General features: G+C 51.4%; 20 protein-coding genes. 10 read left to right on the plus strand and 10 right to left on the minus strand.

Annotation, left to right across the window (positions count from 1 at the left end; all coding sequences use genetic code 11):
* Positions 1 to 4 precede the first annotated feature (4 nt).
* Complete coding sequence (locus EE949_RS24900) at positions 5 to 2,179, plus strand: FAD-dependent oxidoreductase (protein ID WP_162874001.1); 2,175 nt, start codon at positions 5 to 7, stop codon at positions 2,177 to 2,179.
* A 49-nt stretch (positions 2,180 to 2,228) separates the two neighbouring features.
* Positions 2,229 to 2,432 carry a DUF3850 domain-containing protein gene (locus EE949_RS30380; protein WP_369683798.1) on the plus strand — a complete coding sequence of 68 codons (204 nt, stop codon included), beginning with the start codon at positions 2,229 to 2,231 and terminating at the stop codon, positions 2,430 to 2,432.
* Between the two features lie 104 nt (positions 2,433 to 2,536).
* On the opposite strand, the gene EE949_RS24910 is transcribed toward EE949_RS30380, so the two are convergent.
* From EE949_RS24910 to EE949_RS24920, 3 genes are all read right to left on the minus strand, one after another.
* The gene (locus tag EE949_RS24910; RefSeq protein WP_122666735.1) at positions 2,537 to 3,502 is read right to left on the minus strand and encodes a YagK/YfjJ domain-containing protein; all 966 of its coding nucleotides are present in this window, start codon (positions 3,500 to 3,502) and stop codon (positions 2,537 to 2,539) included.
* 380 nt (positions 3,503 to 3,882) lie between these two features.
* Complete coding sequence (locus EE949_RS24915; RefSeq protein WP_122666736.1) at positions 3,883 to 4,071, minus strand: helix-turn-helix transcriptional regulator; 189 nt, start codon at positions 4,069 to 4,071, stop codon at positions 3,883 to 3,885.
* 67 nt (positions 4,072 to 4,138) lie between these two features.
* Positions 4,139 to 5,545, minus strand: coding sequence for a hypothetical protein (locus tag EE949_RS24920; RefSeq protein WP_162874000.1), 1,407 nt, complete (start codon positions 5,543 to 5,545; stop codon positions 4,139 to 4,141).
* Between the two features lie 160 nt (positions 5,546 to 5,705).
* Here EE949_RS24920 and EE949_RS24925 point away from each other — a divergent pair, with 160 nt between their 5' ends.
* From EE949_RS24925 to EE949_RS24935, 3 genes are all read left to right on the plus strand, one after another.
* A complete protein-coding gene (locus EE949_RS24925; RefSeq protein WP_122666738.1) occupies positions 5,706 to 6,332 on the plus strand; it encodes a hypothetical protein in 627 nt (208 codons plus the stop codon).
* 12 nt (positions 6,333 to 6,344) lie between these two features.
* Positions 6,345 to 6,695 carry a hypothetical protein gene (locus EE949_RS24930; protein WP_122666739.1) on the plus strand — a complete coding sequence of 117 codons (351 nt, stop codon included), beginning with the start codon at positions 6,345 to 6,347 and terminating at the stop codon, positions 6,693 to 6,695.
* A gap of 597 nt (positions 6,696 to 7,292) precedes the next feature.
* A complete protein-coding gene (locus tag EE949_RS24935; RefSeq protein WP_122666740.1) occupies positions 7,293 to 8,387 on the plus strand; it encodes a hypothetical protein in 1,095 nt (364 codons plus the stop codon).
* A gap of 905 nt (positions 8,388 to 9,292) precedes the next feature.
* Here the strand turns inward: EE949_RS24935 and EE949_RS24940 are convergent.
* Together EE949_RS24940 and EE949_RS24950 are read right to left on the minus strand one after the other, a co-directional pair.
* Complete coding sequence (locus EE949_RS24940) at positions 9,293 to 10,240, minus strand: hypothetical protein (RefSeq protein WP_122666741.1); 948 nt, start codon at positions 10,238 to 10,240, stop codon at positions 9,293 to 9,295.
* Between the two features lie 412 nt (positions 10,241 to 10,652).
* The gene (locus EE949_RS24950; protein WP_122666742.1) at positions 10,653 to 11,249 is read right to left on the minus strand and encodes a hypothetical protein; all 597 of its coding nucleotides are present in this window, start codon (positions 11,247 to 11,249) and stop codon (positions 10,653 to 10,655) included.
* Between the two features lie 524 nt (positions 11,250 to 11,773).
* On the opposite strand from EE949_RS24950, the gene EE949_RS24960 reads away from it, so the two are divergent.
* Entirely contained in the window at positions 11,774 to 12,070 is a 297-nt protein-coding gene (locus EE949_RS24960; protein WP_122666743.1) for a hypothetical protein, read from the plus strand.
* A gap of 52 nt (positions 12,071 to 12,122) precedes the next feature.
* Here the strand turns inward: EE949_RS24960 and EE949_RS24965 are convergent, their stop codons facing one another.
* Together EE949_RS24965 and EE949_RS24970 are read right to left on the minus strand one after the other, a co-directional pair.
* On the minus strand, positions 12,123 to 12,407 hold the full coding sequence (locus EE949_RS24965) for a type II toxin-antitoxin system RelE family toxin (protein ID WP_122666744.1): 285 nt from the start codon (positions 12,405 to 12,407) through the stop codon (positions 12,123 to 12,125).
* A 10-nt stretch (positions 12,408 to 12,417) separates the two neighbouring features.
* Complete coding sequence (locus EE949_RS24970) at positions 12,418 to 12,651, minus strand: type II toxin-antitoxin system Phd/YefM family antitoxin (RefSeq protein WP_122666745.1); 234 nt, start codon at positions 12,649 to 12,651, stop codon at positions 12,418 to 12,420.
* Positions 12,652 to 13,056: 405 nt separating this feature from the next.
* Here EE949_RS24970 and EE949_RS24975 point away from each other — a divergent pair, with 405 nt between their 5' ends.
* Positions 13,057 to 13,557 (plus strand): nuclear transport factor 2 family protein, encoded by a 501-nt coding sequence (locus tag EE949_RS24975; protein ID WP_122666746.1) that lies wholly within the window; start codon positions 13,057 to 13,059, stop codon positions 13,555 to 13,557.
* A 333-nt stretch (positions 13,558 to 13,890) separates the two neighbouring features.
* The gene (locus EE949_RS24980; protein ID WP_122666747.1) at positions 13,891 to 14,139 is read left to right on the plus strand and encodes a hypothetical protein; all 249 of its coding nucleotides are present in this window, start codon (positions 13,891 to 13,893) and stop codon (positions 14,137 to 14,139) included.
* A gap of 192 nt (positions 14,140 to 14,331) precedes the next feature.
* Here EE949_RS24980 and EE949_RS24985 read toward each other — a convergent pair whose 3' ends face one another.
* The 3 genes from EE949_RS24985 to EE949_RS24995 are packed head-to-tail and all read right to left on the minus strand — an operon-like array spanning position 14,332 to position 15,511.
* Positions 14,332 to 14,946, minus strand: a complete 615-nt coding sequence (locus EE949_RS24985) for a hypothetical protein (protein WP_162873993.1) — start codon at positions 14,944 to 14,946, stop codon at positions 14,332 to 14,334.
* Positions 14,947 to 14,965: 19 nt separating this feature from the next.
* Positions 14,966 to 15,148, minus strand: a complete 183-nt coding sequence (locus tag EE949_RS24990) for a DUF1289 domain-containing protein (RefSeq protein WP_027901417.1) — start codon at positions 15,146 to 15,148, stop codon at positions 14,966 to 14,968.
* 3 nt (positions 15,149 to 15,151) lie between these two features.
* Positions 15,152 to 15,511 carry a hypothetical protein gene (locus EE949_RS24995; protein WP_122666749.1) on the minus strand — a complete coding sequence of 120 codons (360 nt, stop codon included), beginning with the start codon at positions 15,509 to 15,511 and terminating at the stop codon, positions 15,152 to 15,154.
* 416 nt (positions 15,512 to 15,927) lie between these two features.
* On the opposite strand from EE949_RS24995, the gene EE949_RS25000 reads away from it, so the two are divergent.
* Positions 15,928 to 16,737 (plus strand): AraC family transcriptional regulator, encoded by an 810-nt coding sequence (locus tag EE949_RS25000; protein ID WP_122666750.1) that lies wholly within the window; start codon positions 15,928 to 15,930, stop codon positions 16,735 to 16,737.
* Between the two features lie 90 nt (positions 16,738 to 16,827).
* Complete coding sequence (locus EE949_RS25005) at positions 16,828 to 17,214, plus strand: cupin domain-containing protein (RefSeq protein WP_122666751.1); 387 nt, start codon at positions 16,828 to 16,830, stop codon at positions 17,212 to 17,214.
* Positions 17,215 to 17,436 lie beyond the last annotated feature (222 nt).

Here is a 17,436-nt window from a genome sequence, read left to right on the forward strand (position 1 = left end):
CGCGATGAAAAGCGCCGCTAGTGAGGCATTGAAATCCTACAGGGTAGATGGCCCACCTCTATACTTGATCGGCACATTCGATACGGGGGTGACTGTATTTAGCCAGCAAACGCGAGCTTTGAATCTGGCCTGGGCAGCAATCGAGTCGGACCTTGTGGGGACAACTCCAAATGATCCAAGCATCTCTGCCTGCAGAGGATATAAAATTGCAATTGTTGGGGCTGGATTTGCCGGGTTATCCGTAGCTGCCGGATTGATTTCAAAAGGAGCCGCCGCAGATATTACAATATTCGAACAGAGAGACACTCTCTTGCCACTTCAGCAAGGAAGCGATTCGCGCTGGCTGCATCCTCGCATCTACGATTGGCCTAGGGAGGGCAGCCAAGCAAGTGTGGCTATGCTCCCCGTTTTAAACTGGACAGCTGCTCGAGCCTCTGATGTCGTAGTTCAAGTTTTGGCTGAGTGGAAAAAGTTACTTTCGGACCCCAAACGAATAACCCCTACACTTTACTGCAATACTCGCCACCTACAGATTCACGAAATTGGAGCCGATACAACCCGATTGAAACTTGAATGGGTGGGCGAAAAAAGAACTGCAAAAGATGGAACATCTTCTCAGGAAAACACCCCAAACACGGTGGGACTGTCTGACGACTTCGACATGGTGATATTAGCAACGGGATTTGGGGTTGAGCGAGATGGAGCACTTTCTTATTGGCGCAATGAAACCATTGGCCAACCAAGTTTAGACCAATCCCGCCGTACCTTCCTGGTTTCTGGACAAGGGGACGGCGCCATGATTGATGTGTTACGCCTCCGAATTTCACAATATCGACAAGACCGAATTTTAGAAGAGCTTTTCAACGACAAAGTAAATCTCTTCAGCCTCATACAACAGCTACATATTAAATTCTCCAGCGCCGAACATAAAATCGGTCTTTTCTCCGATCTTGAAAAGCTAGCGCATGAAGAGAGCTCAAAAGATGAATTCAAAAAAGTAACAGAGGAGCTGTCACAGCGTTTGCGCCGAGACACGGATGTAATCATGCATCTAAAAGTTAAAAACCTATCCCAACTACTTGACCCCTCAACATCTAGAATTTCTTTTCAGAACAAATTACTTGTATTCTTTCTATACAAGTGCGGCGGCTTTGTTCCATCTACGTTAGCAGAAGAAAACCTTATAAAGCAGCACGGCATCCACGAGAACAACATAGTACGCCGCCACGGAACCTATCGGGATGAACAACTTAGCGCGATCTTATCTGAGGGCCTATACTCGAAAATTATAAATCACCGTAAAAGCCCTGAACCTGCACCATATGCTCAATCGGATAAGCCGCGCTGGCCAGGAGGTTATTTTGATATACCTGGCAAGATCGAAAATATTGATAAGGTTGACGACTCTCAGCGTGCCCACTGGCGCAAAGAGTATTTACCTGGACCAACGGAATTATTGGCTACCACCTTTTGCGCTGCGCTCGCAGGAGTCATATGCTCTCGTCACTCAGAAGCGGGGCGTTTACGTGTTACGCTACACCGCGCTATAGCCTTTGGAGATGAGGAGCTATTACAGCAGGCATGTGATTATCAGGGGTCGGATAGCGCGCGCGGGGAAAAAACGGCTGCAGCTCGTACATTTCCAGCAAACAACGGAACTATCGGACTTGCTTACAAGTGCCGCCAGATTGTTAGATCAAAATTATTAACTGAGTCAAAACAACTAAGCAAAAAAATGGAGTCATTGCAATTACATGCAGCCTCTAGAACAATGTCAAACAAGGTCAACTTTGTACTTGCGATCCCACTATTAGAGCCTGAGCAGTCTTCAGGATATACTTCACCATCGCCTGTAGCGGGGGTCATTTATATTGACAGCGAAGCTCCAGGATTTTTCATAGATGACAACGAACTAAAAGATCTAGTACGTATGACAACAGAGCTTCTCAACGCATTGATTCGGGCAAAAAAAAGGCCGTTCGATCGAATACGCAACATTGCAATGACAGGACTTAACACTCCAATCAAGGCCGCAGAAAAGTTACCGGAAAATGTTAGCGACACCCTCCAGCTTGTATCTGCTGTGAGACCGCCGCAAACTCTAGAGCCGCTAGATTTAAACTACGACCATTCAGATTTCTTTCCTGTTTTAGAGGCTAAAAAAATTGGACACTCATGAGCTCAAGAGCTGGCCTAAGTTTTTCAATCAAATAATTGCTGGACTCCGAATGCATGAGCTGCGCCGAAATGATCGCAACTTTCAAATCGGAGATCGAATTAAACTTTGCGAATTCGATCCAGACTCCCAAGCATATACTGGCCGGACATACGCAGTTGAGATCACCTCAATCACCTCGACCAAAGAGTCTTGCGCTGTATCTAAAGAGGCTCTACATCCTGAGTTTTGCATCATGAGCGTGAAGGCAGTATAAAATCTTTAGCTTTTATGCCCCTTGAAAGGCAAGCAACCTAACTTGCCTTTCGAGAAAAATCTGATACCGACACTTTTTTCCGTTATATATCGTGAGATTTTAATTTAGTCGCTAGCCAGCCACGACCGGATACCAACCATTCGTAGGCATCGAGCCCCCTGGGGCCTCAGGCGCAACAGCTGATTATCCTTTACCAAATAATGCATCGCGCAGTGAAGATGCAAACGGATCTTCCGATCGTTGCGAAGAATGACGCCGATTCCCAGTTTTTCTCCATATCTGTCCTTATCTTGGTTACAACTATCGAAATAGCCGTGCCCCTGCGTCACACGCCCCCATAGCTCACCAATCAGCCGCGCCTTGTAGATATCCCGGCAAACCTTGGCGCCATTGAAGAAAAACGCCGCGTGGATGTGATAGCCCCGATCCTGCCCCTGCTCCACTGCGCAGATATAGCCGGTCTCATGATCAAAGATTGGATTGCGCTCACGCTCGGCGATTAACCTGTCCAGATCATTAAAAATGTGCTCAACACGCAGCCTAGCTTGAGACTCCTTGTGGTAATACAGATTGACCCTGACCACAACGGTACGTGCGTAACGATCCAGCACGGCATCCGTGTAATCAGTGACCCTATCTTCCTGCTTCCTGGACTGATACCGACGATCATCCTTTCTACGGCGATACCGTTGCTCCCGAGTCAACTGATGGATCATCACGACCAGCAGATTCATGCTGCGGTGATGGTCCAGATAGGCCGTTCCCGCTTCATCCAAGCAGACAGGACCAGCAGGACTACGTTCCAGCCCAATATGCTGACAAGCCTCCCAGAAGGCTTGCAGGTGCTCGCTGTAACGGTATTGGGAACGATCATCAAACAAGTCGATCATTTGCTGGATGTAATCGAAGTATCGGGAGAGCATGGTCGGCATCATCTGCTCGAGACCCGAGCATGTACCTTTAAACCGGAATGCTGGCGTGTCGCTTTGTTCGACCGCCTTGACGAGTCGCTCGATCTGGATGGCAATAGCGGATTGTGAGAGATGGGTGTAAGCGTTGGTGCTGATCATGATTGTGTACCTGGCGGTTGTTCCTATACCAGATACCGCCTATGCATTTTTTAACCGGTGAGTTACTCCTAGGTAAGCCGTGATCACGGGATCGGAGGTTGATTGCTTTCTGTTCGCTTGCTTACTGATTGCTGATGACTTGATGACTACTTATTGATTACCTAGAAGCTATATAACTAGATGCAGCTCTGTCGCTAGTGAACCCTCCCGCCCAGACGGCCAAATCAGAGAGCTATTGCCAAGCCAGGCAGGAGATCGACCAATCGGCGCCATGGGGGAGTTAGCTGAGAACCGCCTGTTCATTATTCGGCATAAAGGCCAGGACCGTCTCTTTGGCGGTCCCGGCCTTTATGCTTGATAGTCCAACCCCTTCTCAAATCTCACACGCCCAGATCACGTGCCTCAATCCTGGCCAAGATCCAGTCGTACACTTCTCCTTCGACCCAGCCAACGCAGCGATCTCCCAGCGAGACTGATTTTGGGAAAGTACCTTCATCGATGTATTTGTAAATGGTAGACCGGGCCAGACCGGTCGAATTTATGACGTCTTTCAGGCGGATGATTCTCATGAACGGGGCTCCTCTGTTCGTTCAGAGGATTGGCAGGGACTGTAAAAAAGTACCGCCCACTGCCCTGCTATTTCGCCAGTAGCACCTGCCCGCGCACATCAACAGACAATTCACCGCCTGGCGGAGTCAGCAAGCCATACAAACATTGTTCTTCCTTAGATACCGCCGCTAAATCAGTAAATCCTCGAATCTCCACCCGATTAGAAGGCCCACGCTCGACTACATGCAGCGCTTCCGAAAACACTACGCCATTCCGAGGCAACACAAGAACTGCTCGCGAAGGGTAGAACCCCGCCCGCCCGAATTCCTTATTAGTCGCCTTCTGCACGGGAAGAAGTACGTAGTCCATTGCCTTGAAATCAATACCCGTGACTGGTGCAGATTTGCGCACAAACCAGTTAGCTCTGACACTTTCCGCCACGTTCCTTACCTGCTCACACAAATAGCGGACTAGCAACCGAGAGCCTTCAGCATCGACGGCGCCACCAAGCAAATCGAGCTCTATCAACCGAGTGAGCTGCGATTCGCCTTTACCGAACTCATCCCAATGACGAGAAAGCAGGTCTCCGGCGTAAAAATCGAGCCTACTCCTCAAAAAATAGGCTAGCCCTCGCTCGTGCTTATCCTTAAAAAATTTACGAACGCCGACACGACGTTGAATTTCCGATTCCGATTCCGGCACTGACTTGAGGATGTAATCCACCTGATCACTTGTGTCCTCCGGAGTCGGTACCCGAGTCACCGACACCAGTAACATAGGCAAGCTCTGCCCACAGCTCAATTCCGGATGGTGTAGGTTGAGGTAGTAAACGCTTTTCGTCTTCTTGAAAATGACTGACCCCGTTGCCCCCGGTGTGTATGCCCGAATCAAGCCATCGTCGAGCAAGGTTCTAACTCGGTTTTTCAACCGTACTGGGCTCAGCCCGGTTATCCGCGCCAGCTCTGCGCTTCCCAGATCCCTTACAACGCCAAATCGGTCTGCGCGAATCAACAGTGCAGCAAGCAGTACTCGATTTACCACGCTCACTCGCCCCTGCCCTCTGCTTGCTCGCACCTGAGCAAGAGGAGCAGTTGCTCTCTGTTCATCTTGCTGTGTGGCGATAGCTGATCGTTGATCAGCCACCTTGAGCTCATGCTGTAGCAGGTGGCGAATTACCTTTTCGTGAACAACCTCTGTCACGTCATGTTGAGCAACCTGCGCTGCGTAGCTTGCGCCTAACTCATAGTGCCTTTTGGGACGACCTTGCCCGCTCACCACATCTCGGCGAACCAATACCCCAGCAGCAACCAGCGAATTCAAAGCCGCGCCAGCCTGGGCATCAGAGATTCCAAAACGCACCGCCAGCTCCTTAACACCCGCACTAATACCTCTAGCAACCAAACCGAGCTCAGCCAGACGGATCAGCAAATATTTCGCCTCAGGGCTGATTCCCTTCGCCTCACTGCGCAGCACCGTAAGCAGCATATCGTTCACAAAGTCATCCAATGCCCATGAGTATTTCTATATTTTATCTCAATAATTACAGACTGTTTAATTTCAAATCTAATACTCAGTAATTTACAAAGTAGACTACTGTAGTAAATTACTAAGTAATTCATTGAAAAACCTCAAGCGGACGCATATGAGCATTGGTATGACGAACACCTCCTGGTTCGACCTCGAAAACGCAGATCAGCGCAGGTGGGCTTTGAATTACCTTCGGACATACCGACGCGCGCTCGTCACAGAGAGGGAGCTAGACGATTGGTTCGAGCAGGAGCGAGAGCAAGACTCTGCAGTCCTGGCGAGAATGAAATCGGCTTGGGGCCAGGTTCAGAGAAGGAAAGAGAGCAAGCGAGCAGGAGAGAAAGCATGCAGCTTCGTACTTTCATCCAAGGCAAAGCGTCACTTGGATACGTTGGCAAAGCAGAACGATTCCAGCATTAAAGATTTCCTTGAGACCTTGCTATCTGACGAGTACGAGGAGGCAAACCAACAGAAAATCGCGGCCAGGGACGCCGCCAAGAAGGCCGTCGAAAAGGAAAAGCTGCTAAGGAAGAAACTCGAGGCAATCAACTCAGCTCTCCATGAGTGCATTACGGAACTGACGCAGCGCACCATAATGATGGAAGCCGAAAACCTCTCAATCGACGACATCTCTGAAGAGCAAAAGAGCCGAAGCGCAGCGCTTCACTCGGAAACACTAAAGAAATTTACTGCCAAACGGCCAATGCTCCATCGGGATGAAGTGTTTCCTCGCGGCATGGAAAGACCAACGTAGCGGAGACCCACGATGCGCACAGCACAAGTTCTGTTAGCGATGCTGGCCGCCCATCATGCCCCCCAAGGCACCAAGCAAATTACATTGGCATTCCAAATGGCATTCCAGCAAAAAAACAAAACCAGACTTTTCTTTTTAAATCATTATCTTGAAAGCTCTGTTCAGATTACCCCGGCCACCAATCAGCAGCACAAAAAAGCACCTCGCGGCGACGCAGGTGCTTCTTTTGTGCCTTTTGGGCTGATTTGGCGCCGTCATGACATCTACATAACAGCCAGTGCGCGAATTCGCGAACAGCAACACCACAGTGTCCTAGCAATTGTCTGCCTAGTCCGATCAGCCGGCATGCGCTTGCGGGGTTGAAGGGACTTCATGATTGCGAGCGGCCTATTCTGTGCAAGCGTTACGCACGCATTACTGGCCCCGCACCCTCCGGCAACGGTGGACGATGCTATTGCATAGACCGCTTACTAGACCCAAGGCACGACGGAAAATCAGTCTTGAGCTTAGGCATAATCGAATCGATGCCTGTTCAGACTACACTGGGGGCACAGCGCGAATAGGAGCTATGCCTAAGAGGCGTACTGGCCGGCTCACCAGCCACGCAGCAAAGGCGTGTGCGGCAAGCACAAATCACGGCAAGCTGCCATTCAATAATGACGACAGCGATATACTCCTTGGACTTGGCAGCTCAAGCATGTGCGCTGCTCTCCCTCTCAACACCTGAAAGACCACTCCGACGCCACCCGTATTACTACCGGCTACCGCTGTAATGATCTGGAAGCTATCGGAAAAAAACGGAAAAGCACCGACCTGACGCTCGAATCGCGAATAGGCAATCTGGCATAGTTGGAGATTGATACTGAGTTTTGACAAGAACTCTGCTTTCATTAAAATTGCGCACCTCGCAATGCCACATCGACCAAATGGCATGCGACTTCAAGGAAGGAGCGCTATCCGATGACCGATGTCCCCACCGCGCCAACCCCACCCGAAACGCCAACTGAGACATCGGGGCCTACTAGCTACCGGCAAGCACTGTCTGGACTGCTTGCTGATATCAAATGGTGGTTTCCCCTCGCGGCGACATTAATTTCGATTTCACTTCTAACCAAGTATCTGTGGCTTATCCACCACCCAGAGTTGATTCTGAGCTCTCTGGGAAACCCATCAAATCTCGTAGCTTGGTTATTTTTTGCTTTACTCGTCTTAGCTTCGCTGCTGCTAATCGTGTCAGTGCCGTCTCTGGCCTTCATGATGTGTATTACGCAATTTTCGCCTGGGAGGGAGTTGGAAAAAACACTTGCCTTTCGATTTAGTCTTATTGTCGGTGCGGGGTATGGACTCCTCTCGCTTAACCTACTGGGATCAACTTTTGATATAACCTTTGCTCATGGGTACTTTTTTATATTTGTGGCATTTGCTGCCGCGTGGGCGGCGTGGCATGTACTCAGCAGCGAAGCGTCACTCAAGAGAAAGGTACTTGAGCTGTCACCTGGTCCTCGTAAACCTTGGCATAGAAAGGTCTATTGCACTGCCCGGCTTGGCTGGCTCGGTGTATTGCTCGCTTTTACCTCAATGAGCGGAGTGTTTCCGGCTCAACTAGGCATCATGGCTTGGCGTGGTGGAGAGAACGGCTGGGAAGCACGTGGAGCGATTGGAGTTTGCTTATTGATCATGTGTCTTTACCTAGCTCCCGTTATGTTTTTCTATTTATCGGAAGGCACCGTGCTCCAACGCACAGGTCGAGCGGCTCTTGCTTTGCTAGTATGCGTTTTTGCCAATGCCGTTTTACTTCCTGCCATCTTAGATGTGTGGGTTTATTCGGCTGGCAATCTTATAAAGATCAGGGACAATACCGAGCTGAGCTATGTTTTGGACGAAAAGGACTATCCACAAGAGATCTTTAAAAAACATCACTGGCAGCTGGAGAGTTATGAAGGGCCCAATGGTCTGTACAGCGTAAGGGCATTCCGTCAGTTTCGCTTCGGGGATACATTGTTGATTTGCCCTAGCCGGTACAGAAATATCAGCCTGAAGCGCATCTGTGTGTGACGTTGTCTGATGCCAAGGTGAAAGTGGCGGCACCGGTGGTAGGCAAGGACATGGCATTGTTTCCCAAGCCGGAGTGTATTTTGGCGGTTCAAACGCCCACACATCCTCCGCGGCTGATTAAAAATACAGGAACGTGCCTGTACAGAAGTTATTGAAGGCCGCGTACCATCGCATTTCATGGTCTTAGACCAAAACACCCCATTTACAATCAGGCACTACAACACGAATACTCCGATAAATATCGCCAATACTGTACCCCGAGCAATAATGCGTCCTCTTAATTGTAACGGGAGCGTGGCAGAGCGCGAGACGCGAGCCCTTCCCTAATAAAACGGCTCTGCTCAAGGTTCGTTGAAGCGTTGAATTTCTCCCATTCTTTCTGGAGTAAAGGAGAGGAGTTGTTCGATCCGACCTTGCACGCTATAGCGAAGAACAATCTCTTCGACAACGCCAATCTGACACTAGCTGAGCGGTGTTTGTAGTCGAGCGGCGTGATAAATAGACATTACAATAGCGCTGCTCAGATCCGGCAAGCGTGATGCAGCGAAAGAATACCGACCTCGCTTTCTTCCGACAATACAGCCTTTCTCTCGATTATAATCAGCCAGCCCCAGTGTTAAAATAAACTAACCTATAAGTCGGCAACGACATCGCGGCGCCAAAGTTACGGTTCCTTCATGCCATCTAAATCACTCGATTAAAGTTGATCACTACTGATAATTTGTGCTCAGACTGAAGAGCACTGGGTAGGTAATAACAAGCGTTATGTATTAATAGTGGGGCTGGCTTTCATAAGATGAGCGGACTTCAGCAAAAGGCAGTGCCTCAGGCGGAGAACAGCGTCGGATGACGCTGGACTGGCCGCCCGTAAAAATCTTGACAGGGCGGCTTATGTATTCCCAAAATTAGCTCGCAGCTTTCTCCTCGCGTACAGCCAAGATATGCAGACACTCTTGAGTGGACCTGAGTTTATCCTGCGTAATTAAGCTCGGAGCTGCTTTCAACATATTCCAGTAAGTTGCTTTTATCCAGCCGTCGTAGCATTGCGCAGTCTGGCTCGCCTGCACACCCACTGCATACATTTTGGAAAGTGTGATCGTCATGACAAAAAACACGGGGGCCAGCAATAGGACTTCTAAGGCGGCTCTGCACTTAGGCTTCAAGCGTCTTGCGTACTCGCGCATTAGGAAATAGATCTGTTCTTGGTGCTGCACATGCTGGATATCCAACGTACGAATGGCGGCAACGTCTGAAACAGGGACGAGAGCTTCTCGCTCAACTGAAAACGGCGCTTTACGAGCACCCTCTAACCGCTGCAACTCGGCAAATGAATCTCGCAATACGCGCACGCTGCCTTCACGGTCGATTAGGTCACGATACGAGGAATACTTGAAGACTGTTGGTGCCACGATCCTATACACCAAGATAAAGCCAAAAAAAGATAAGCCACTAACCCAATACAAGTAAAGATCGAAGGGAAGAAGATCTTGTTTATTCACGGCCTGAGAAGCGGACAGGGCTAAAGGCACAACAGTTAACGCCACAGAAATTAGCATCAAAGCTTTGCTATAGGCTACCGCAGACAGCACTTGCCAATCGAGCGTAAAGTTCAGCTCCTTTGCGGTCCACTCCCGGGCAATCAATGCCACCGTAACTAAAATACCGGGAACTACATAAAACGGCCAAGAGATGCTTACCCCCAGGACATAGTCGAGCAAAATTTTTGCGAGATAGGTTACGCCCACCCCTACAACCAGACCCAAGACTATTGGAGCTAACAAGCAGTAATTTTGTTTTAGGCGCGTCATTGGAGCGGGGTTTAAGTCGGGTTGCAGATCGCTAGGGTTTAACATTACTTATTCCATATTAATTGTTAGGCAACCAAGTATCCCGAGGAAGCCGTGAGAGTCGCGAATGGTGACTCTCTTCTGAGAAAGACAGGGATAGGCGAGGTAGCATTATGCCACTTATCGAGCGAGATGACACCTCACCGGATGCGCCCGCATTGCCGCATCGGGGCGCTCGTATTGGCACGTAAATCCGAGGATGTCGCAGTAGAAATACTTCGACGCACGCCAGTCAGAAACTGAAAACTCCGGAAGAAGAGCACTGCCCAAGGTGACCCTCTCTCGCTAACCGCCTCGATTAAGCGTCTGAAAGGCTGCCTTATAAAATAATAAAACCGGGGTCAGTTCACCATCATTTCAAACATGGTTTGAACCCGACTTTACTGTACCGCAGGTACATAAACTTAAAATCACTAACTCATTTCGCGTCCGGCTTTAACGCTTCTATTTCCTTTAGCACTCTCAATACATCTACAGGATCCTTATTAGGCCCGCTCACTGCTTCCGTTGCTGCTTGTTTGTATAGATATGGCAATTCTGCTTTTATTATTACAGCCGCAGCGTCAAACACCTGCTTTTGATACGCAAGAAGCTCTTGTGGGCTGATTGCATTATTCATATACATCTGACAAACAAAATATGAATTAGCCAAAAACAACTGCATGCCCTGAGAGCGATGATTTAAAACAGAGTTACTACTTGAAATCGCCGCTGCCATACCTACGTTCGCCTTAACCTCAGCAGGTATATCGGCTTCCGCCACGACCTTGAAGGCCCTCGAAAGATCGCTCCCAACCTCAGTTGGCGCTTCAGCACAAAATCTACCACTGTCGAAATTAACTAACACCACACGGCGGTCCGGCGTGAGAGAGAGCGTGCCCACTTTGGCCTTCCATAAAAAGCTGGAATTGAGTTTTTCCTCAATAACTGGCTGTTCTTGCGGCGGCGTAAATAGCGAACAGCCAGATAGACTTACAACCCAACCTACGGCAAAGACCTTCCAAATCTTAACCATAATTCTACCTATATTCGGATCCTGCAGGAGAGGAGCAACAATATGAAATTAGCTCAACTACTCTTAAAAGTTTATTTTAAATTTATTAATTTTGTAACAATATAATTCTTTAGAGCAACCCGCTGATATATATGCTTTTGTGGCGGAGAAAAGGCTAGTTTTCCATTTTCTTTTTCGATCTCAATCGCCAGCGCCCTTCTGTACGCCCAGGTCAACGCGCGAAGTGCTGATTACTCCATGCGACATCTGCTATGTCGATATACATGATCCTGTGAATAAAAATTCGCGGGGTTTCGCCATGCGGTAAGGCCTCAAACAACCCAGCTCCCCAACCGCTCATAAAACCGCAACAAATACCCTTCCGGAACAGCCACCACGAACTGCCGATTCCCGTTCTCCTCTCCGCCCACCCGATACGAGCAATCCTCCACCGGCAGGAATCATGTGATTTCGTGTATTGCCCCCACCCTCCACCCCTGAAAGAAGCTCTGTTAGGCTTAACCCGACTTCCCAAGGAATAGCCAATGAAATCCTGCTTTAAAACTTTGGCCATTGTGCTGTCGGTCGTGCTTGCCGGATGCGAAGAGCGACCTGAAATGTCCTGCCCCGATAACGGTGAGCAGTTCTGGCTGCAATCACTGGATGCTTATTTCTTACGACATCCTCAGCAGGTTAAAACGACACCCTATGAGCTGCAGCCGGGGGCGTCGTATGACTCCAGAACGAACTGGTGGATTGTCCCGTTCGACATCGGGCAAAAGAAGCTTCTGGCTTTGATGAGTTGTGATGGTCACCTGGAGATCAGCGGGCGCCAACCCTGAAGACACTCACAAAACGATAGAGCGAAAAAACCCCGCCGAAGCAGGGTTCAAGTCAGGCTCGCCGGGTGGCGGCCGCGTAAACTTCGTCGTCGCGCCTGGCGCCCATACACAGCACCAGAACAATCTCTGTGCCATTGATGCGGTAGACAATGCGCACATCACCAGTCCGAATCCTGCGGTAACCGGTGAGCATTCCGCGCAGTGGCTTGCCGATTTTGTCCGGCTCCCCTCCAGCGATACGCTCGCGAATGACTTTTAGGATTCTCCTCGCTTCAGCCGTTCCCAGCTGTTTGAGGTCTTGCTCTACTTCGGGGTGGAAGCGGACGCTCCATTGCATTGGCTGATGCCTACTTGAAGCGAGCCTCCATATCCTCAAGGCTCACTGTATTCTGGTCGTTCAAGGTGGACAGGCGTTCAATGGCCAGGCGTTCAGCGCGAAGGTCCTCAAGCTCGTCCTGCAAGGCCTGGTAGGCGTCTACACCTATCAGCACTGCTGCGGGTTCGTTGTCCTTGAAAATCACCAAATGGGTTACCAATCCACTGGTCACTTCCTTCAGTTTCGCACTGAAGCCACGCACCATTGCTGTTGCGGATACCGCCTGCTCAGCTCGGTCTAGGAGTGCACTCATGCGCTCAATGCCTCGGTATGTTCGTGGTTGAATACGTTCGCAGGATGAGTACGCGCGTAAATTCATAATGTTCGTAGATTGAATGCATCTGCACGTTGAACACGTGCTCAGATTCATAACGTTCGCAGGTTAGCAGGGCTGTAAATTGGCCCTGATCGTAGGTTGAGTATGTTGCAGCGCTTGCCGATTATACGCACTATCATGCGTAAAACAATACGCATGAATACTGTGTATGTAGCCTGCTTGAGAACGCAGCATCAGGCAATCTCCAGGCAGTATCGAGCTACTTCATCAACACACCTGCGGGTTAGGGTCTTCTCGACAAGAATCCCTACAACCGCAATGGAGTGAATGGTCATGACTGCATGGGTGAAAACGTTTTTTCGAGTTCAGGCTGCTGCTCTGCTTGCTGTGCTTTTGACGAGCGCAGCATGGGCGACGGAAAAATCAGCTGCGCATTCAAACGCCGAATTGGTCCGCCAATCGTTTTTGAACTGGCAGCAAGGCAAGGGCACGACTTTCGATCTGTTGACGCCTGACGCTGAGTGGACCGTCGCCGGGTCCAGCCCAGTCTCTGGCGTGTACCAAGGTAAAAAGGACTTTCTGGAGCGAGCGGTGAAGCCGATCAGCGCCCGACTGGCCAGCCCTATCAAACCGACCGTTTTGAGCATCGTGGCCGAAGGCGATGTGGTGGTCGTGTTGTGGAATGGGGAAGCCACTGCGCGTGATCAGCAGCCATACCGGAATAATTACCTGTGGCACCTGACGTTCAAGGACGGGCAGATCACGCAGGTGAAAGCTTTTCTGGACACGTATGTGCTGAATGACTTGATGGAGCGAGTGAAGCCGGGGGCGTAGCAGACACTCCTACGGTCACTCATGCCAAACAACACTTGATTATCTGAAGCTACACAGAACCGGTGGGACCGGATTCATCCGGGAAGGCTGCATTCCACACAACGATGATGTGGCGCATGCACTGGCCTCTTCCCGGATGAATCCGGTCCCACCGGTCCTGTATCTGCCGCCCGACAGCGCGTTGCCATGGGCACAAAGACAGCAACCGGAGAATTTGCGCTTTGGGGCTGCCCCAACATTACGTCGCTTTTTCTATCCTCTTCCCGGCCGTTTTGGCCCACTATGGTCGGCTTACTAACCGCCCTTGACCCCGTCGACGGCCTGGAGAGCGAAATGCCACAAGAACGGCTGGACCTGTTAAGGCTGCCAAAGCCTATTCGTGGGCCGATTGATAAGCTGCTTCGCTCTCTGGATGCTGCCAGTACGCGTGAAGATATTGAAAGCGAGGGCGAGCTGCAGATCGCTTTCATCCTTGGGCTAGAAACGGCCAAGCGCTTGCGCCCCAGTGATGTTGAAGCGCTTTACATGATCTTCGACGATGCGGTGCAGGCGCGGCTTGAGGCGTTTGAGCCACAGAAATAGGTGATGGCCGCAACGAGGTCGTTTCTTCGCCCCAATGCAGCGTGCAATCAACACCCTATATCCCTGAATTGAAATGCTTTTCCCCCTGTAGGAGCGCGCTTGCCCGCGATTCGGTATGTCAGTCGATAAACACATCGCCTGTGCCGACGCCATCGCGGGCAAGCGCGCTCCTACACGTCAGAAGTCGGCCTGTTACTTAACCAACTCAATCTTCTTCACAAAGACCAGCTTCTCGTCTTCTGCAGGCCCGGCGATTCGGTCTTTGTTGGGTTCACTCGCCACGGTGACTTTGACGTTGCGGCCCACGATATTGGGCAGCAAGGTGGCCTCCCCTTCGTCTTCGGCGATAAACCACGAGCCGCATTTGCCGTCGCAATAGGCGGTGAAACGGCGGCCGTCGTTGAGCAGCACGGTGACAGTGTGGTCCTCGATTCCGCTGCCGGAAATTAAGGCGCCCTGGAAGGTTTCGGGTTTTGTGAGCGCGAACGTGCAGAAGTCCGGCGCGCTGGCGTCGTCGCTCAACATACCGCAGCCGCGTTCGACTTCGCTGTTGATCATTTCGCAGCTGTTGGCCGCGTTGCACGGCGGTCGGGTCGCGGGCGATACGCTGATGCATTGCTTCACGAGCAATGCCGAGCGCTTGTCGCCAATGGCCTCAGCACAGGATTTATCAGCGGCGTTTGCCTGCAAAGCTGCGAGCACACTGAACAGACACAAGAACATCAGGCTTTTTGTTTTCATGATTTTTCCTGGTGGCAGGTCGGGTGACGATTTTCCAGAAGTATTGCAGAGGGCAGCGGCTTTCACACCGCCTGACCGAGCGCGCTTAGCCTTTCTTTTTATTCAGGCTTTTGAGCCGCTGACTGGCGCGCTGCACGGCGGCCATTTTCTCGGGACGGTTCATGCGCCGCCATTTGCGGATGTCTTCTTTGTTGCGGCCGCAGCTCACACATAAGTCGCCACTCAACTGGCAAACAGAGGTACACGGATTCTCAATGTCCTTGGCCATGTTTCAGCCCCGAGCCAGGCGTTGTTGCCAGTTGCCGCCGTTGGCGCGCTGGCATTGCTCTTCGCTGTCGAATTGCACCCGTTTGCTCACGTCGGCAACGACGATTTCTGCGTCTTCCAATGCCTGGGCAGTCAACTCAACCATGCGCTCACGCAGGCCAGTGGCGAGGGCCTGATCTTTTTGCGCTTGTGTATCGAAGATCCACACCACGCGCAGGCTGGCAGGGAATGCCGCGTAATCCACTTCGTGGGTCAGCCAGGAGAACCCGACTATTTCCGCTTTTGCGGTTTCACATGCTTCGGTCAGGGTAGACGCCAGGCGACGCTCGATGCGGGCCTGATCGCGTTTGCTCAACGTCGGCATGGCTGGGTCCTTGGGTGATTTCGATAAGACGGCAATCATACGTTACCTGTACGCATCATCCATCAGCGGGAGGCTTGTAGGATCGGTCTCGATCTCTGCCAACGCCGTCCGCGGGCTTGTTTACAGGGGGTCACCTCTCTAACCTCCCGCCGTCGCTGTTAGTCAGCGACCGGGTTTAGTCGCCTGACCTCACAGAAAATCTCAAGCGTCCCGTAGCAGGGACTCAGTAGCCTGCTTAATGGCGGCTGTATGCGGGGCACTTTCGAGTGCGCCGATTTTCTGTGATCGGTCGACTAACCCTCATACAGCTGCCACCCATTCATGCCCCATGAAGTCTGCTTTGTCCGTCTGAATTTTTACCCCTGCCCTGTTTTTAGCTATCGTGTGCCCATCGAAACCCTCGGGTGCAAACCTCCATGGCCACACACAACAAACGCGACTGGCTGGTGCGCGCGCCGCAGTCGCGGAAGATGGAGCGGATCGAGGCTTACTTCGGCGGGCACGGCTACACGCCTCATCGGCATGACACCTATGCGATAGGGCGCACGCTGGCCGGAGTGCAGAGTTTTCATTACCGCAACGATTACCGCCACAGCCTGGCCGGCGGCACGATGGTTTTGCACCCGGATGAAGTCCATGACGGTGAGGCCGGGACCGATGCAGGCTTTCATTACCGGATGTTCTACATCGAACCCTCACTGATTCAGCAGGTGTTGGGCGGCAAGTCGTTGCCCTTTGTAACGGGTGGTTTGTCCAGCGATCCGCGTCTGTTTGCAGCCACCAGTGCTTTGCTGCAAAGCATGGATAACGCGCTTGATCCACTTGAAGAAGAGGACGCCATTTACGACCTGGCGCAGGCGCTGGATGTGGCTGCGGGCAATAAGCGTGGTCGGCGAGCGCTGGACTATGCAGCGGCAGAGCGGGCGCGGATTTACATTCATGACGCGCTGGATCAGGTCATTACGCTGGACGATCTGGTGCAGGCCAGCGGCCGTGATCGCTGGAGTCTGTCGCGGGATTTTCGTGCCTTGTACGGCACCAGTCCTTACCGCTACATCACCCAGCGCCGACTGGCCGAAGTGCGTCGTTTGCTGGTTGCAGGCCATCCGTTGAGTGAGGCTGCACTGGCCTGTGGTTTTTTCGATCAGAGCCACATGACGCGCCAGTACAGCCAGGCGTTTGGCATCTCGCCCGCCCGCTGGCTGAAGATGCTCGGCCGTAGCTGACAGCGCCCGCCAAAGCTGCACGATCATGCAATACGGGTTATGTGTGGCTCGCTAAGGTTGTGGTCTCTCAATCAACCGTGAGCACCGACCATGACCAGCACCTGTTCTGCCCCGCCCTACACCCCGGTTAACTTCGCCGCTAAATATGCGCTGTTCAATGAGCAATGGACGCCGAAAGTCGTGGCAGAAATGAACGACTATCAGTTCAAAGTGGTGAAGATCCAGGGCGACTTTATCTGGCACTCCCATGCCGATACCGATGAGACGTTCATTATTCTGGAAGGCGAATTGCGCATCGATTTTCGTGACGGGTTTGTCACGGTGGCGGCTGGTGAGATGTATGTCGTTGGCAAAGGCATCGAGCACAAACCCTATGCCGAACAGGAAGTGAAACTGCTGCTGATCGAACCGCGCGGGGTATTGAATACCGGGCACGAGGAGAGCGACCGGACGGCGGTTAATGATGTGTGGATTTGATTTAAATCGTTGATAACCGCCATGGCACTGCAGACGAAGGACTTGTGGGACCGGATTCATCCGGGAAGGCGGCATTCCTGACGATGCAGATGTATTGAATGTACTGGCCTCTTCCCGGATGAATCCGGTCCCACAGGTTTGTCGTTTGCCGCCCGATGGCGTCGTGTCAGTGACGCAACCCCTCAACACTTCCCGAATTATTGGAATAACGCCGCGAGTTTA

Origin of the sequence: Pseudomonas viridiflava (assembly GCF_900602065.1) — a bacterium.
In the GTDB taxonomy this organism is placed as follows: Bacteria; Pseudomonadota; Gammaproteobacteria; order Pseudomonadales; family Pseudomonadaceae; genus Aquipseudomonas.

Bases quoted from the DNA above. Each gene is read 5' to 3' on its own strand.
- EE949_RS24900 (WP_162874001.1), top strand. From the start codon at position 5: ATGAAAAGCGCCGCTAGTGAGGCATTGAAATCCTACAGGGTAGATGGC.
- EE949_RS30380 (WP_369683798.1), top strand. From the start codon at position 2,229: ATGCATGAGCTGCGCCGAAATGATCGCAACTTTCAAATCGGAGATCGA.
- EE949_RS24910 (WP_122666735.1), bottom strand. From the start codon at position 3,502: ATGATCAGCACCAACGCTTACACCCATCTCTCACAATCCGCTATTGCC.
- EE949_RS24915 (WP_122666736.1), bottom strand. From the start codon at position 4,071: ATGAGAATCATCCGCCTGAAAGACGTCATAAATTCGACCGGTCTGGCC.
- EE949_RS24925 (WP_122666738.1), top strand. From the start codon at position 5,706: ATGACGAACACCTCCTGGTTCGACCTCGAAAACGCAGATCAGCGCAGG.
- EE949_RS24930 (WP_122666739.1), top strand. From the start codon at position 6,345: ATGCGCACAGCACAAGTTCTGTTAGCGATGCTGGCCGCCCATCATGCC.
- EE949_RS24935 (WP_122666740.1), top strand. From the start codon at position 7,293: ATGACCGATGTCCCCACCGCGCCAACCCCACCCGAAACGCCAACTGAG.
- EE949_RS24940 (WP_122666741.1), bottom strand. From the start codon at position 10,240: ATGTTAAACCCTAGCGATCTGCAACCCGACTTAAACCCCGCTCCAATG.
- EE949_RS24950 (WP_122666742.1), bottom strand. From the start codon at position 11,249: ATGGTTAAGATTTGGAAGGTCTTTGCCGTAGGTTGGGTTGTAAGTCTA.
- EE949_RS24960 (WP_122666743.1), top strand. From the start codon at position 11,774: ATGAAATCCTGCTTTAAAACTTTGGCCATTGTGCTGTCGGTCGTGCTT.
- EE949_RS24965 (WP_122666744.1), bottom strand. From the start codon at position 12,407: ATGCAATGGAGCGTCCGCTTCCACCCCGAAGTAGAGCAAGACCTCAAA.
- EE949_RS24970 (WP_122666745.1), bottom strand. From the start codon at position 12,651: ATGGTGCGTGGCTTCAGTGCGAAACTGAAGGAAGTGACCAGTGGATTG.
- EE949_RS24975 (WP_122666746.1), top strand. From the start codon at position 13,057: ATGACTGCATGGGTGAAAACGTTTTTTCGAGTTCAGGCTGCTGCTCTG.
- EE949_RS24980 (WP_122666747.1), top strand. From the start codon at position 13,891: ATGCCACAAGAACGGCTGGACCTGTTAAGGCTGCCAAAGCCTATTCGT.
- EE949_RS24990 (WP_027901417.1), bottom strand. From the start codon at position 15,148: ATGGCCAAGGACATTGAGAATCCGTGTACCTCTGTTTGCCAGTTGAGT.
- EE949_RS24995 (WP_122666749.1), bottom strand. From the start codon at position 15,511: ATGCCGACGTTGAGCAAACGCGATCAGGCCCGCATCGAGCGTCGCCTG.
- EE949_RS25000 (WP_122666750.1), top strand. From the start codon at position 15,928: ATGGCCACACACAACAAACGCGACTGGCTGGTGCGCGCGCCGCAGTCG.
- EE949_RS25005 (WP_122666751.1), top strand. From the start codon at position 16,828: ATGACCAGCACCTGTTCTGCCCCGCCCTACACCCCGGTTAACTTCGCC.